Origin of the sequence: Clostridium sp. E02 (assembly GCF_003833015.1) — a bacterium.
Lineage (GTDB): Bacteria > Bacillota > Clostridia > Lachnospirales > Lachnospiraceae > Lacrimispora.
The window spans coordinates 140,748-155,677 of the sequence record NZ_RJLQ01000010.1 but is presented as its reverse complement, the minus strand read 5'-3'; the positions used below and the strand labels follow the sequence as shown (position 1 = coordinate 155,677).

Annotated in this window: 16 protein-coding genes and 1 other annotated feature; of the genes, 8 read left to right on the top strand and 8 right to left on the bottom strand. The window is 39.7% G+C overall.

The window, feature by feature from the left end; genetic code table 11:
- Positions 1-195 precede the first annotated feature (195 nt).
- Positions 196-428 (top strand) — a binding site (T-box leader).
- A gap of 49 nt (positions 429-477) precedes the next feature.
- A complete protein-coding gene (locus EFT72_RS09535) occupies positions 478-1,695 on the top strand; it encodes a pyridoxal phosphate-dependent aminotransferase (RefSeq protein ID WP_124066695.1) in 1,218 nt (405 codons plus the stop codon).
- A 7-nt stretch (positions 1,696-1,702) separates the two neighbouring features.
- On the opposite strand, the gene EFT72_RS09530 is transcribed toward EFT72_RS09535, so the two are convergent.
- The 8 genes from EFT72_RS09530 to EFT72_RS09495 all read right to left on the bottom strand — a co-directional run bounded on the left by EFT72_RS09530 (position 1,703) and on the right by EFT72_RS09495 (position 10,170).
- Positions 1,703-2,665, bottom strand: a complete 963-nt coding sequence (locus EFT72_RS09530; protein ID WP_124066687.1) for a hypothetical protein — start codon at positions 2,663-2,665, stop codon at positions 1,703-1,705.
- Positions 2,666-2,676: 11 nt separating this feature from the next.
- The gene (locus EFT72_RS09525) at positions 2,677-4,254 is read right to left on the bottom strand and encodes an MBOAT family O-acyltransferase (RefSeq protein ID WP_124066686.1); all 1,578 of its coding nucleotides are present in this window, start codon (positions 4,252-4,254) and stop codon (positions 2,677-2,679) included.
- Between the two features lie 2 nt (positions 4,255-4,256).
- Entirely contained in the window at positions 4,257-4,484 is a 228-nt protein-coding gene (locus tag EFT72_RS09520; RefSeq protein WP_124066685.1) for an acyl carrier protein, read from the bottom strand.
- 14 nt (positions 4,485-4,498) lie between these two features.
- A complete protein-coding gene (locus EFT72_RS09515) occupies positions 4,499-5,683 on the bottom strand; it encodes an alanine racemase (protein WP_124066684.1) in 1,185 nt (394 codons plus the stop codon).
- Entirely contained in the window at positions 5,680-7,185 is a 1,506-nt protein-coding gene (locus EFT72_RS09510) for an amino acid adenylation domain-containing protein (protein ID WP_124066683.1), read from the bottom strand. Before EFT72_RS09510 ends, EFT72_RS09515 begins: the two co-directional genes overlap by 4 nt.
- A 5-nt stretch (positions 7,186-7,190) precedes the next feature.
- On the bottom strand, positions 7,191-8,516 hold the full coding sequence (locus tag EFT72_RS09505) for a HAMP domain-containing sensor histidine kinase (RefSeq protein ID WP_164473125.1): 1,326 nt from the start codon (positions 8,514-8,516) through the stop codon (positions 7,191-7,193).
- The gene (locus tag EFT72_RS09500) at positions 8,506-9,219 is read right to left on the bottom strand and encodes a response regulator transcription factor (RefSeq protein WP_124066681.1); all 714 of its coding nucleotides are present in this window, start codon (positions 9,217-9,219) and stop codon (positions 8,506-8,508) included. The genes EFT72_RS09505 and EFT72_RS09500 overlap by 11 nt, the downstream gene beginning before the upstream one ends.
- Before the next feature lie 195 nt (positions 9,220-9,414).
- Complete coding sequence (locus EFT72_RS09495; protein WP_124066680.1) at positions 9,415-10,170, bottom strand: AIM24 family protein; 756 nt, start codon at positions 10,168-10,170, stop codon at positions 9,415-9,417.
- Positions 10,171-10,297: 127 nt separating this feature from the next.
- Here EFT72_RS09495 and EFT72_RS09490 point away from each other — a divergent pair, with 127 nt between their 5' ends.
- The 7 genes from EFT72_RS09490 to queF all read left to right on the top strand — a co-directional run bounded on the left by EFT72_RS09490 (position 10,298) and on the right by queF (position 14,929).
- On the top strand, positions 10,298-11,131 hold the full coding sequence (locus EFT72_RS09490; RefSeq protein ID WP_124066679.1) for an MBL fold metallo-hydrolase: 834 nt from the start codon (positions 10,298-10,300) through the stop codon (positions 11,129-11,131).
- A gap of 81 nt (positions 11,132-11,212) precedes the next feature.
- Complete coding sequence (locus tag EFT72_RS09485) at positions 11,213-11,782, top strand: N-acetylmuramoyl-L-alanine amidase (protein WP_124066678.1); 570 nt, start codon at positions 11,213-11,215, stop codon at positions 11,780-11,782.
- A 240-nt stretch (positions 11,783-12,022) separates the two neighbouring features.
- On the top strand, positions 12,023-12,460 hold the full coding sequence (locus EFT72_RS09480) for a 6-carboxytetrahydropterin synthase (RefSeq protein ID WP_124066694.1): 438 nt from the start codon (positions 12,023-12,025) through the stop codon (positions 12,458-12,460).
- Complete coding sequence (gene queE, locus EFT72_RS09475; protein ID WP_124066677.1) at positions 12,447-13,115, top strand: putative 7-carboxy-7-deazaguanine synthase QueE; 669 nt, start codon at positions 12,447-12,449, stop codon at positions 13,113-13,115. Before EFT72_RS09480 ends, queE begins: the two co-directional genes overlap by 14 nt.
- A gap of 27 nt (positions 13,116-13,142) precedes the next feature.
- On the top strand, positions 13,143-13,718 hold the full coding sequence (folE, locus tag EFT72_RS09470) for a GTP cyclohydrolase I FolE (protein WP_124066676.1): 576 nt from the start codon (positions 13,143-13,145) through the stop codon (positions 13,716-13,718).
- A gap of 21 nt (positions 13,719-13,739) precedes the next feature.
- Positions 13,740-14,435, top strand: coding sequence for a 7-cyano-7-deazaguanine synthase QueC (gene queC / locus EFT72_RS09465; RefSeq protein WP_124066675.1), 696 nt, complete (start codon positions 13,740-13,742; stop codon positions 14,433-14,435).
- Positions 14,432-14,929: a preQ(1) synthase gene (gene queF / locus EFT72_RS09460; RefSeq protein ID WP_124066674.1), complete on the top strand. Its 498-nt coding sequence runs from the start codon at positions 14,432-14,434 to the stop codon at positions 14,927-14,929. The genes queC and queF overlap by 4 nt, the downstream gene beginning before the upstream one ends.
- Position 14,930: the final 1 nt, after the last annotated feature.

Genomic DNA, 14,930 nt, shown 5'->3' with positions numbered 1-14,930 from the left:
GTTAGTAATACCTTTCTGATTGTGTCCACCTCATTTCTAAGTCATGAGGTTCTATTATAATATATGAACTACTAATTGGGACATAATCATTTGTGATACACTAGGACATTATCATAAATGAATCATACAATTGGTTTAAATTAGAGATTGATTGTTGACATTTTCAGTTACTTATGATATGATTTCGTAAATAGTGAAAAGGCGATGAAGAGAAGTAGTACTTATACAGATAATTTCAGAGAGAAGATGGTTGGTGTGAATCTTTATTTATGTATAGGGAAGCAGTCTCGGAGCTTTGAACCGAACGGATGTCCTAGTAGGCTTCAACGTAAATCCCTCGTTAACGGGAGACGGTATGTTTGTATCGTATGAGTGCAGAGGATTCTCTGAATTTAGGTGGTAACACGGATTGTATATCCGCCCTAAGCGTTTTAACGCTTAGGGCTTTTTTATATGAAAAAAAGGAGAAAGAATATGATGAGAAAATTTGAAAAGTCAAAGAAACTGGATTATGTATGTTACGATATCAGAGGACCAGTCATGGATGAAGCCAATCAGATGATTAAACAGGGGACTGATATTTTAAAACTTAATATTGGCAATCCTGCTCCGTTTGGATTTAGAGCTCCTCAGGCACTACTTGATCAGATAAATGAAAATTTATACCATACCGAGGGCTATTCTGACTCCAAAGGGCTTTTATCTGCAAGAGAAGCGATCGTGACCTATTGTAGAAAAAAAGGGATAGAAAAAGTAACCGCAGATGACGTGTATACTGGAAATGGAGTGAGTGAGCTGATCACATTGTCCATGCAGGGGTTACTAGATTATGGAGATGAGATTTTAGTGCCATCTCCTGATTATCCTTTATGGACCGCTTCTGTGACGTTGGCGGGAGGAACTGCCGTTCATTACAGATGTGATGAGAAGTCTGATTGGTATCCGGATTTAAACGATATAAAAAGTAAAATAACAGAACGAACCAAAGGAATTGTTATCATTAATCCCAACAATCCCACAGGTGCCTTATACTCACAAGAGTTGCTAGAGGAGATTGTAACCATTTGCCGAGAGAACAAACTAATTATCTTTGCAGATGAAATTTACGACAGGCTGGTCTTAGATGGACTGAAACATGTTTCCATAGCCGCTCTTGCCCCCGATCTTTTTACTATCACTTTTAATGGATTGTCAAAATCCCATTTAATTGCAGGTTACCGATGTGGGTGGATGGCACTTTGTGGTGACAAGTCTTTTGCAAAGGGATATGTGGAAGGGATTAATCTCTTGTCATCCATGAGACTTTGTTCCAATGTTCCAGCTCAGTCAGTGATAGGAAGTGCACTCCAGATGGAAGAGGAGACAGAAAAACTAATCTGTAAAGGGGGAAGAATCTACGAACAGCGGGAATATATCTATGAGGCGCTGTGTCAGATTCCTGGAATTTCTGTGGTGAAACCAAAAGCTGCATTCTACATGTTCCCGAAGTTGGACATCAAACGGTTCGGCATTGAGAATGACGAAAAATTTGTTTTGGATTTTTTAAGAGATAAAAAAATATTGCTGACCCATGGCGGCGGATTTCACTGGGAAGAGCCAGATCATTTCCGCTTGGTATACTTACCGGAAAAGAATCAGTTAAAGATGGCATGTGAAAAACTGGAAGATTTTTTGTCCTATTATAAACAAAAATAAACATTGTTTACTTTTTTGTAATTGACCTATAGTGGTCTAATTCTACATTCCAGTTATGATATTGTGCATCCTCACGCCGGTCGGGTAACGTTGTGTGTTCTTTTAGATAGCTGCCTAAGAAATTCGTTACTTTTTTAGCTCCATAAAAGTTTAAATGGTCGCCTTCGTCTCTGGAATCCGTTGTCCAGTCAATGCCGATTTCTTTCAAGGATAAATTATCATCGATATAGGGCAGATGATTGGATTCGGCATATTCTTTAATTGAATTGTGTTTGGCATAAGCCCAGCATTTGGGAGAGGGTGCACTGTATAAGATCAATGTAATACCCTTATTCTTGCATAAGCTTGTGATTTTATTTAGATAATACATGGGCTGATCCGGGATAGGTACGACTTGGTCGGTTTTTACTACATAAGAACCATTCCGATAGGGTTTGCTGGTCGTGTTGTAGGTGAAGCCCTTAAATGTACCAGTGGTTACGTGGCTTTTTTTCTGGCTTCGTTTTTCCAATAGATACGTGTGGAAATATTTCCAGTTGTTATGATACTTGTAGAGAGGAAATAATTTTTTTGCTTTTTCGTCAATGGCATGATCCAATGTTTGAATGGGTGCAAAGTCACGAAAGAATGCATTGGTTTCTAAAACCACAACGGTGGGTGATTGTTTTGTTAAAACCTGTGTCAGCAAATAATAAGTATCCTGTAGCTTTTGAGCAGGAACCCCACAGTTATAACTGGCAATGCCGTATGTCTGATAAAGCTCCATAGGGGAGATACTGGTGCTGCTTAAGCTGTCGCCAAGAAACACGCAGTCTATGGTGCGGTCTGGCTCTGTTCGTATACTATTGGCTTTCTTATAGAGTCCATCTGCCATACTGTTAACTGGAATAAAGAGTAAAGATAGGATATATAAAAGCAAAAAAAATCCTCCCAGAAACAGCACAGCTTTCCATTTGTTTGTAATTTTCATACCATTTCCTCTCAAAATCCGGCATAGATAAGTTTTGCCGGTAAATAACCATTCCCATAAGCTCCCAAAATAATAACAAGAAAGAGGGAGGCGTATAGAAGACTCCATCGAATCGGGAGGTTTAACTTGGAGATGGAATCTCGTATGGAACCACCTCGCTCGTGAATCAAATCAACCACAAGGACTGCAAGTAAACCAAGTAATACGGCTCCATAGTCCTGTATGGAGAGCCCCAGTTTCATAAGGGAGCCATCCGTAAAAGCACTTAATTGAAACCGGTTAAAGATAGAAAGAAACATGTGAAATCCATCTGTTAACGTATTGGCACGGAAAAACAGCTCCCCGGTAAATACAATGAGAAGAAGTTTGACTGATTGGAATCCCAGATAGACAGGATGGTTTTTTTGAATCTTCCATTTGTTTCTTAATTTCTCTGCGGTTGGCTCCATAAAATTATCTATAAGGATAAGAACAAAATAATACATACCGTAAAATAAGTAGTTCCATCCGCTCCCGTGCCAGAACCCATTGCAGATCCAAACTCCGAATAATGCAGGGGTAGAAGCAAGCACCTGTCCTGTATGCTTTTTAAACTTTGCTCGGGTGTATTTTCCCAGTTTTTTTCCCATTTTCGTTAATGAGATGGGATAGAAGATATAATCTTTCAGCCAAGTCCCTAAAGTTATATGCCATCGGCGCCAGAATTCGGAAGGTGTTTTAGAGAAAAATGGCTGGCGAAAATTTTCTGGGATAGCAATCCCAAAGATTTCACCAGTACCAATGGTGATGTCGATACAGCCAGAAAAATCAGCATAAAGCTGAAAGGTATAAAGGACAGCGCCAGCAATGACAACAATTCCTCCATATTGGTTTGGGGAGCCAAAGATGGTCTCAACCAACAAGTTTAGACGGTCAGCGATCACTAGCTTTTTAAATAATCCCCAAATGATCCGCTGGGCTCCATACGTGGTCTGTCTATAGGTTAATGGTTTCCCTTCTGTAAGTGCATAAGCTGTCTGCGAATACCGGCAGATGGGACCTTCCATAATGGTTGGGAAAAAAGTTAGATAAAGTGCAAGCCTGCCCAAATGCCCATCCGCTTTGATCTTTCCATAATAGACATCAATCAGATAGGAAATCGCTTGTAAGGTATAAAAAGAGATTCCAATGGGCAATGCAAATTTTAAGGTAGGCAAAAGGTATGGGAAGGAAACTGCCTTTAATAGGACATTTAGGTTATCGCTAAAAAATCCAGAATATTTTAATGCAATCAGCATAGTAAGCTGAATGGCGATTCCAAACCATAAGATTCTACGACGGATACTCTGGAGGGCCTTTTGTGTCTCTTTCTTCGTTTGATGATCAATTCCATCCGGCATTTGTTTCAGGGAGTCCATCCATAATCCTGTATGATGGTTGGATAAAGTAGAAACAAGAAGAAACAAAACCAGCTTCCCACTAACAGAGAGAAAAAATAAGTAACTCGCAGTTAATAGGATCTTGTACCGGTGCCGCTCAGGGGTCACCTGATAAATTAACATAACGGCAGGAAGAAAGAGAAAAAGATACAGGATAGATTGGTACGTCATAATTAATCCTCTTTCAGACTTACGATCATATTCCAGATGGCGGTGGCAGAATTAAAGTTGGCAGGAATCATTTCCGCTGGGGTGATTTCTACCTGAAATGCATCTTCTAGTTCTGGGATCAGAGAGAGAAGAGAAAAAGAATCAAGAAGACTCTCATCAATCAAACCTGTCTCCGTTTCATAATCAATTCCTGGGTTAATCTCATTTAAAATTTCTAATAATTGTTTCATCTTGTTTTTCTCCTTTATGGGTTAAAATAATTGATTGGATCGGTATCTGTAATGGGTCTGGCAATGGTAAAACCAGATGCAGAAGAATAGAGGGTTATCTGAGGAAGCTGACGACTTAAAAATAAAGAAATTCCTTCCGTGACAGAATAGGCACCTGTTTTTTCGAATATCAAGTGATCCCCTGATTTCAAACCGTAAAATGGGTACTGACGGATTAAAACATCACTTGCAGTACAGAGAGACCCGCATACCGTCCATTCTTTTTTATTGCCTATTTCCTCTTCCGGGTGGACAATTGGCGGCTTTTTCATAGCAAGCATCTGACCATAATAATTCAAATGGTGGATTCCGCCATCTACAATGCAGTAATTCTGGTTTTTATTCATCTTTGTATCCACCACAGTGGTTACATAATAACCGCAGCAAGCCACCAGAAAACGGCCCATTTCCAATGTGACTCTGCCACCGAAGGTAAGATGTTTTAGTGCCAGAGAAAGAGCTTTAAGCATGTCGTTTTCTTCTATGGAATCTTCTTTAAAATAATTTACAAAAAGCCCTGGTCCATATTCTAATCTCTGGACAGTAAACCCATAATCTTGTTTTAAATCTTCACAGAACTGATTGAGCATGATTAGCTCTTGTTCCAGTTTTTTCGCAGATTTTTTTTGAGTACCAGAGAAATATTGAATGCCTTCTATGGTGATATAATCGTAAGGATTTTCGAATATAAGCTTCCGGATGAGACTCTCATCCATGCCAAACTGGTTCCCGGATGTCAAACGCAAAAGAACCCGTATTGAGATTTTGTGTTTCTTTGTATAAGCAGAAAGAGACTGCCAGTGAGCGAGAGATTCAACGGTATAGATGATTCTGTTTTCATACGTAGTTATGGCGTATTCCAAATCTTCCGGTTTTTTATATACACCAGAGAGGACGACTTGATTCATGTTAATTCCAGATCGTTCACAGATGTTAAACTCACCTGGGGAGCAGACTTCAAAATAATTCACGCTGTCTTCCAGACTTTTAATTAGAAATGGATTGGCTTTCATTGCGTAGCAGATCTCAGGTTCTGGTCCCAGGATTGATTTTATGGTTTGGATCTTTTTTGTTAGACGATCCGTATCAAAAAGATAAAAAGGGGTTTCATACTTGCGTATTGATTCCTCAAGGATTGATTTGTTGTTTGTTTCATTCATGAGAACATCTCCAATAATTTTTTTCGATCCATTTTCCCATTGGGGGTAACTGGTAATTGAGCAAGCGGAAAGCATACGTTAGGAATCATATAGGAAGGAAGATGGTTACGCATTCGCTTTAAAATTTCTTTTCCCTCTAAGCTTCCGCTATAAAAAGCAGCAATCCGTTTATTCACTGGATGAAAGACACAGCAGGCGCGTTCCACCTCAGGATAGCTGTTTAAAATCCGTTCAATTTCCTCTAGTTCGATCCGGTGTCCCATGTGTTTGATCTGAAAATCTTTGCGTCCTGAAAAACATAGATCCCCATCGTGATTATAATAAGCAAGATCGCCCGTCCGGTATATAAGTTCTATATAATTGGGATTGAGAGGATTTTGTACAAAGGAACGGCTGGTTTGTTCGGGGGCATGATAATATCCCAGTGCAAGAGCTGTCCCAGATACGCAGATTTCCCCAATTTCCTCTTCTTTTGTCACTTCTTTGTTTTCTTTGTTCAGAAGAAATACATGTTCGTTCGGAAATGCCTTGCCGATAGGAATCATTTCATCCGGTTCAAATTTTCTTAAGATGGCATAGTAAGTACAGTTACATGTAATCTCGGTGGGACCGTATAGATTTACGAAGGAAGCCTCCGGAAGATGGTCCTGCCAGATACGCAGTTGGGAGGTAGGCATCGCTTCTCCACTAAATAACACTTTATTTACACTATTTGGTACTTTGTAGGTAAACCCTTTTAACTGGCTGACCATACAAAGGGCAGAAACGGCCCAAATTAAGGTAGTCACCTGAAAATCGCACAAACAGTCCAAAAGACGGGCGGGTATAGAGAAAAATTTCTTCGGTAGAATAATCATGGAAGCCCCTGTTTTAAGGGTGGAATAAATGTCTTTTACCGAAACATCAAAGTCAAAGGGGGCCTGGTTTCCAATCCGGTCTTTTTCTGTGATCTGGAACATATCTGGAAAATATTCCATGAAATCAATGACAGACCGGTGACTGACCAATACGCCCTTTGGAACTCCAGTTGAACCAGAAGTAAAGTTGCAGTATAAGGGGTGGATATCCTGGGATAAATCTCGAATTTTTTGCAACGGTTCATCGAGTCGATCAAACTGTACCGTTGTTTCATAGTCAAAGAGTTTCCCGTTGTAAGATAGTTCAGCAAATGTGGTTTCTAACCCCTTTCGGGTTATGATACATTCCGGATTTAGTACATCTAAAATCTGCTGGATTCGAAAAATAGGCTGTTCGATTGAGATCAAGGTATAAAAACATCCAGCAGATACGATTCCCAAAAAAGCAGTTAAGGCTTCTACACTTTTATCCATATAGACGGCAACTGGTCGGCATGGGTGTGTATATTGAGAAAGAAAACTGCCTATTCTTTTGGAATTATCGTAAAGTTCTTCATACGTGCAACGATTCGTAAGATCATCAAACGCTATTTTATGTGGATATCGGTTCTTTGATTGTTCTAAATATTCCAATACATTGTTCATTGCGTTTACTCCTTTGTTGATTCAATGGGAACGGTTGTACATACATGAAACTTGTTTTTGATTTTAGAGATTTCAAACGTTCCCATCATTTGCTCTACGATTTTTTTACAGGTTTTTAAACCAATATTTGTACTTTCTTTAAACATACCGTCCGTTCGGATGGAATTAGTAATAAAGATCTTTAAATTATCCTTTTCTCTTCTTACGAGAATCTCAACTGGATCATCGGGATCTGCATACTTTTGGACATTGGAAAACAGATTATCAAATAACCGCTTTAAATAGGACACATCCACCCGAATGATACAGGGTACATCTGAAAACTCCGTTCTCAATTCATATTTCTGCGTGTTGCTGTCATATATTTGTTCGCTTAGGAGCTGTGGGAGCAGGATTTTAGCATCGAACAGCTCCAGCTCCATTAAAATTGTATCCTTTCCAAAGACAAGAAAATATTGAAACAGTTGATCGGAAAGGTTTTTTAGCTGGAGTGCTTTATTCCAGCAGCTACGAATATATTTATGAAATTGTGCATCCGAGTGATAGCCTTTGGTATCAAGGATTTCCAGATAACCGATTAAAGATGTCAGGGGAGTTCGGATGTCATGGGACATAGAGGTAATGAGTTCACGATTGGAATCCCATGCTTCTTTTTCGCTGACATATCGGGTTAGTATGGAATGCCGCATATTATCTGCATTTTTTGCAAGCAGGGAAATTTCATCGTTCCCTTTATGATGAATTGGTTGCTCTAAATCCCCTTGCTCAATGAGTGAGACTTCTCTTGATAAGGAAACAATCCGATCAATGATTCTTCGATTATATAGGATCTGAATCATAAACAGGAAAAAAAAGAAAAATCCCCATGAAATATAAAACACAACATTGTACCATTTGATTTCTGATGAATCAAGGATAGATACAGAGTAGGTACCATCTGTAAAATCAATATTTCTCTCCGTTTGGGGAGTACTTTCCATAATGGATCCGGTTGTTTCATAGGAAGAATAGGAATCGTTCCAGAAACCGGATTCATAGATGATTTCTTCACCGCTATAGATGGTCACGTACACATATTTGTGAGATTTCACCCACTTGGAGATGGCACGTATATTTTTCACTGACAGATGATTGTCATGAATGTATTGTTCAAAGGAGTCTTGGTATTTCGTTAAGCGGTTGACTGCAGAATCCTGACTCTTATGCCTCTTGGAAATCACATAATCACCAAGAGATTGTGAAATAAAGAACATGAAAAGGCTGATAACAGCCCCCAAAATAAGAACCACAATCTGTTTATAATGCAGGGAAGAAAGTCGTTTATATTTCATCAATTTGATATCCCTTTCCCCAAACAGTACGGATAATGGTGGGATCATTGGAATCTAGTTCCAGTTTTTTTCTCAGCTTTAAAATATGCACCATAATGGTATTGGTGGAGGATGGAAGGTATTGATCTTCCCAGACCCCTTCGTATATGGACTGAGCATCTTTTGGAGTGCCTTTGTGATTCACAAGATACATAAGAATCATAAATTCAGTATCCGTAAGTTCAATTTTCTGGTTTTCCCGGTAGGCACAATGACCAGTTGTGTCAATGACAAGATCTTGAATGTGAACTTCTGATACGTTGATTGCAGATTCTGACTTTCCTTTGTATATAACATATCTTCTTAACAGAGAATGAACCTTCATCAATAGTTCCGCTTGGGAAAAAGGTTTGACCAGATAATCATCCCCTCCGTTTTCATAAGCCGACTTTTTATCACTTTCCTTGGATTTTGCTGTTAAAAATAGTACGGGAGCAGAAGAGAGCGATCTGATTTTTTTGCAGGCATCAATACCTGAGAGACCAGGCATCATAATATCCAGAATAATAAGATCAATCTCCGGATTGTTTGCAACAGCAGATATGGCTTCCTCGCCATTTGTGGATTCTGTAACTAGATATCCTTTATTCTCCAAGTGAATGCGAAGCACTTCACGAATGTCGGCATCGTCGTCGACAACTAAAATCTGCTGGGTAAAATTCATGAATCAAATCCCTCCTTGCACGATACTGGAAACATGAAAAATTATAGCACTTATTGACAGAATAACAATAAAAATAAGTTGATTTAAGAATTGTTAAGAAATCATGAGGATTAATTTCGTGGAGATATAAGAAAAAATTCAGAAATAAACCCCGTCTGCCACAAACGGACAGACGGGGCGTAAAGTTAGAGATTTTTAACCGACTGGTGCCATTAACACTTTTCCGGAGCCTCTATATACATTCACAAGCCCCTCTCCCGATACGGCAGAACCAATCAGGGACTTAGAAGATCGTTCCACCGTAAATTTCAGTGAGTTTGACCATGCAATTGCCATGTTGCCGTCAATTTTTATCTCATCATCTCTTAAATCAAATTCAATTAGTTCTTCTCTGGGGACAGGACTTTCTAAAACAGCGATACCATCTCCAGTTAGACAAAGATTAAAAAGCCCTTCTCTTCCGGCTGCAGCAGAAGAAAATGTGGTTCTTGCTACTATGTTCTGTTTGATGGAGGAATCACAGGCGAGAAATAGTCCGTCTTCTAGGACCATACTTCCCCACTGGGAGATATCTTCTAACAGGATATGTTTATAGGTAGGTTCTAGCATAACAAGACCATTTCCTTTGTATTCTGGTTTCGCTGTTGCTTCTTTTGTAACTTTAGATGCCAGGGCCTTACCAAGAAAATCCCCGACGCCCTTAATTCCAGAAGTCATGGAAACATGTCCGGAAATCCATTGCATGGCACCTGCCTGAATGGTAAACGCGTTACCATCTAGTTCAATCAAAACCTGTCTTTTTCGAACGTTCATCTCGGAAGCATAATACGCCCCAATGGCAGAGGAAGCGTTTACACTTAAATCCTTTTGATGTTCAAAAACCTTTATGCAGCCTTTTTCTGCTATTTTCTGCATATTGTTGTTATCATATAAATTACTGTATGTGATCATATGTAGTCTCCTTTTTTAGGTTCTATCTTAAGTATCGTCAAACGAAAGCGAATTATTAATACTGAAAGCTTGCAATGAAAAAAAAGACTGTGGTATGATACCTTAAAAAAAGTGGAAGGTGATATAGATGGAGATTGCAAAAAAAGGCATAGACTTAATCAATGAGATCGATGGGGCGGACTTAAAAAAGGCAGAAGCAGCCTTTTGGTGGATGGGCCAGATGGGATTTATTATTAAACTGGGAACCAAGGTCCTGTATCTTGATGTGTTTTTATCAGAACACCCAGAACGAAGAATTCCCCCTTTGCTCAAACCGGAAGAGGTGGTAAATGCGGACTATATACTGGGAACACACGATCATCTGGATCATATCGACAGGAAAGCCTGGCATCAGATGTCAAAAAGTTCACCAAATGCTACCTTTCTAGTACCGGCAAAACTAATTTCCTCCCTAAGTGAAGAGCTGAAGATAGAGAAGTGTCGTTTTCAGGGGGTAAATGAGAATCTGACCGTAAGTCTGAATGAGGGGATAAAAGTCACGGGGATTGCCTCCGCTCATGAATTTTTGGACCAGGATCCGGTTACCGGAGAATTTCCTTACCTGGGATTTATAATAGAGGGGAATGGCTGCCGGATGTACCATTCCGGGGATACCTGCATTTACGATGGACTTTATGAAAAACTAAAAAGATTCGTCCCGATACATGTAATGTTTCTTCCCATCAATGGAAGAGATGCCACTCGGTATCAATCCAATATAATTGGAAATATGACCTATCAGGAAGCAGTGGATCTGGCAGGAACGATAAAACCTTTGCTAGTGGTACCAGCACATTATGAGATGTTTTTAAATAACAAGGAGAACCCAGAGAATTTTACAGATTATCTAAAGGCAAAATACAAAGAACAGAACTACTGGATTGGGAACCATGGAGAAATGGTTCATTTTATTAAAAATTGATACAAAATAGCCATTTCATGGTAGCATAAGCCAGAATACGGAATATATTTATTATAGTGAAGTAGGAAAGGAAATGCGGAAATGGCGATTAAAATATATATTGATCAGGGGCATAACCCCAGTGGTAACCATAACACAGGTGCTGTATTCAATGATTTATATGAGTCGGAAATTAATTTTCAAGTTGGAATTTATCTGGAAAATCTTCTAAATGGCGATCCAAGGTTTGATGCCAGATTGTCACGTCCGGATCCGGATACCGTACTTGGAACCAATAATACCACCAGTCTTGCGGCAAGAGTTGCTATGGCAAATAGTTGGCCAGCTGATTATTTCATTAGCATTCATTGTAATGTTAATCCCAACCCTGCCATTAATGGCACAGAAGTATATATTTATCAGTACTATACACAGGCGCAGTGGTTGGCAGAACAAATTATGAGTGGTATCACCGATATGATGGGGACGAAAAATAACGGAATCAGGGAAAATCCCTCCCTATATGTACTTCGAAATGCGGATATGCCAGCAAATCTTGTGGAACTGGGTTATTTAAGTAATCCATTGGATGCAGAGAAACTTCGCACCAACCCTTATGGTTTTTCTTATGGAATTTATTTGGGGATTTTAAGGTATTTTGGATTTGCATAGGGAGACTTGACGGATAAAAAAAACAGTGTTATACTCAAGTTTACAGACAGTTTATTGGTACCATCCTGTCTATAAAAAAAACTAGGGCTGATTTTAATATTGTTTGAGCAGGTAGAGAAGAGCAGATGAACGTTCTCTCTCCCTTTCGTGCATAAAAAAACAGGCATAGTGATATGCCTGTTTTTATTTTGCATATTATGGTATGAGATTGGCTCCTTGAAACGAAAGGAACAGAGAGAGATGTATTATTTACAAACCGAGCAAAGCTTTGATTCTGCTCATTTTTTAGCGGGTTACGATGGCCAGTGCAAGAATATTCATGGCCATAGGTGGCGGATTGTCCTAATGATCGGGAGTGAGAGACTGCGTGAGGATCAACAGATGGAAGGTATGGTTGTTGATTTTAGTAAATTAAAAAAGGACTTAAAAGAAGAAACAGATTGCTTTGATCATGGACTGATTATGAAAACAGATTCTTTAAAGCCAGCAACGCAACAAGCATTAGTAGAGGAAGGATTTCGCTTAATCACAGTGGATTTTCGTCCGACGGCAGAACATTTTGCAAAATATTTTTATGAGAAAATGGAAGAAAAAGGCTACAACGTGAAGTCTTCAAAGGTCTATGAAACGCCAGGAAACTGTGCCTGTTATGAGGCGGAGAATCATGGCAGAATATAAGATTGCAGAAACGTTTGTCAGTTTAAACGGGGAGGGGAAATTAGCAGGTCAGCTTGCAGTTTTTATCCGTTTTGCAGGGTGTAATTTATCTTGTAGCTATTGTGATACGGCTTGGGCCAATCAGGAGCGATTTGAGAGTAGAACCATGTCAGATCATGAAATTTATCATTACATAAAAGAAACCGGAATCAAAAATGTGACATTGACCGGAGGGGAACCTATGATACAGCCGGAGATTGGAACATTATTGTCGTTGCTAACAAAGGACGTAGAATTAAAAGTAGAAGTGGAAACCAATGGGAGTGTGGATTTGTCAGAATTTCTATATTTAAGGAATCCCCCTTCATTTACCATGGATTATAAACTTCCTGGTAGTTGTATGGAATCCGCCATGCAGGTAACTAATTTTAGTTGTCTGACTTCTAAGGATATGGTGAAATTTGTGGTTGGAAGTCTAAAAGATTTAGACCGGACAAATGAAATGATAATTTATTATAATTTAACACAACGTTGTTCCGTTTCAATCAGTGCGGTATTTGGTCAGATCGGATTCCCTATGGTGGTGGAGTATATGAAGCGGCACCGGATGAATGGGGTGAACTTCCAACTGCAACTGCATAAGTTTATCTGGGAACCCGATACCAGAGGTGTTTGAAATAGGACAAGAAAGCAGGTGATTAAAATGAAAATTGATACAAGGGCGATTGAAGAACATGTGAGCGGAATCCTAGCAGCCCTTTTGGATAACCCGGACCGGGAGGGATTAAAAGACACGCCAAAGCGGGTTGCTAAAATGTATGAAGAATTATTTGAAGGTATGAAATATACCAATCATGAGATCGCTCTTATGTTTGATAAAACGTTTGAGGAAGATCTGTTTCCGAAAGACAGCAATAAGGATATGGTGATTGTAAAAGATATAGAAGTATTTAGTTTCTGTGAGCATCATATGGCTTTGATGTATGATATGAAAGTTACGGTGGCTTACTTACCCAGGAAAAAGTGGATCGGTTTGAGTAAGATCGCAAGAATTGCTGACATGGTATGCAAAAGACTTCAACTTCAGGAACGAATCGGTTCTGATATCGCAGAAATCCTTATGGAGGTCACGGAAACTGAGGATGTGGCAGTGATAATTGAAGGCACCCATAGTTGTGTAAGCAGCAGGGGAGTGAAAAACACTTCTTCGAGAACCAGGACGTTGACGTTACGAGGACGTTTTCAATCGGAACCAAGTCTCATGTTGCAGATCGGATAAGAAAGAATTAGGAGGAACAGAATGAAAGCACTTGTATTATTAAGCGGTGGCGTTGACAGTACCACCTGCTTGGGAATGGCTGTGGATGAATTTGGACGTAAAAATGTCTGTACACTGTCTGTTTCATACGGTCAAAAGCACACGAAAGAATTAAAGGCAGCCAAGCAGGTTGCTGCTTATTATGAGGTGGAACACATAAATTTGGATCTGGAACCGATATTTTCTTACAGCAATTGTTCCTTGCTGACCCATTCTTCTTTGGACATACCAAAAGAAGCCTATGCGAAGCAGCTGGATCAATGCGGAGGCAAGCCGGTGTCAACCTATGTTCCGTTTCGCAATGGACTTTTTCTTTCTTCCGCAGCCAGCATTGCCTTATCAAAAGGCTGCAGTTTGATTTATTATGGGGCACACAGCGACGATGCAGCTGGAAACGCCTATCCAGATTGCAGCAGTGGGTTTCATGAGGCAATGAGTCAGGCAATTAGGATAGGAAGTGGAGATCAGCTTACATTAAAAGCACCGTTTGTTTCCTGGACCAAGGCAGAAGTCGTGAAAAAGGGGTTGGAACTTTCGGTTCCTTATGACTTGACTTGGAGCTGTTATGAAGGAAAAGAAACACCGTGCGGAATGTGTGGAACGTGTTTGGACCGTGCGGCGGCCTTTGAAAAAAATAACACCCCAGATCCAGCTTTAAAAAAAGGAGAGAAACAATGAGTGAGAGAGTAAAAAGAGAAACAGATACACTAACATTACTGGGGAATCAGGGGACGGATTATCCAACGGATTATAATAGAGGGGTACTGGAAACGTTTGAAAACAAACATCCAGATCATGACTATTTTGTTAAATTCAACTGTCCAGAGTTTACCAGTCTTTGCCCTATAACGGGACAACCAGATTTTGCAACGATCACCATTTCCTATGTACCAAAAGTAAAAATGGTGGAAAGCAAATCTTTAAAGCTATATTTGTTCGGATTTCGAAATCATGGAGATTTCCATGAGGACTGTATTAATATTATAATGGAAGACCTAATTCACCTGATGGATCCGAAATACATCGAAGTATGGGGAAAATTCACTCCTAGGGGAGGGGTATCCATAGATCCATACTGCAATTACGGAGAGCCGGCGACCAGGTGGGAAGGGGTAGCAAGGACCCGGCTGGAATCCCATGATCTGTATCCGGAAAAAGTAGATAACCGGTAGG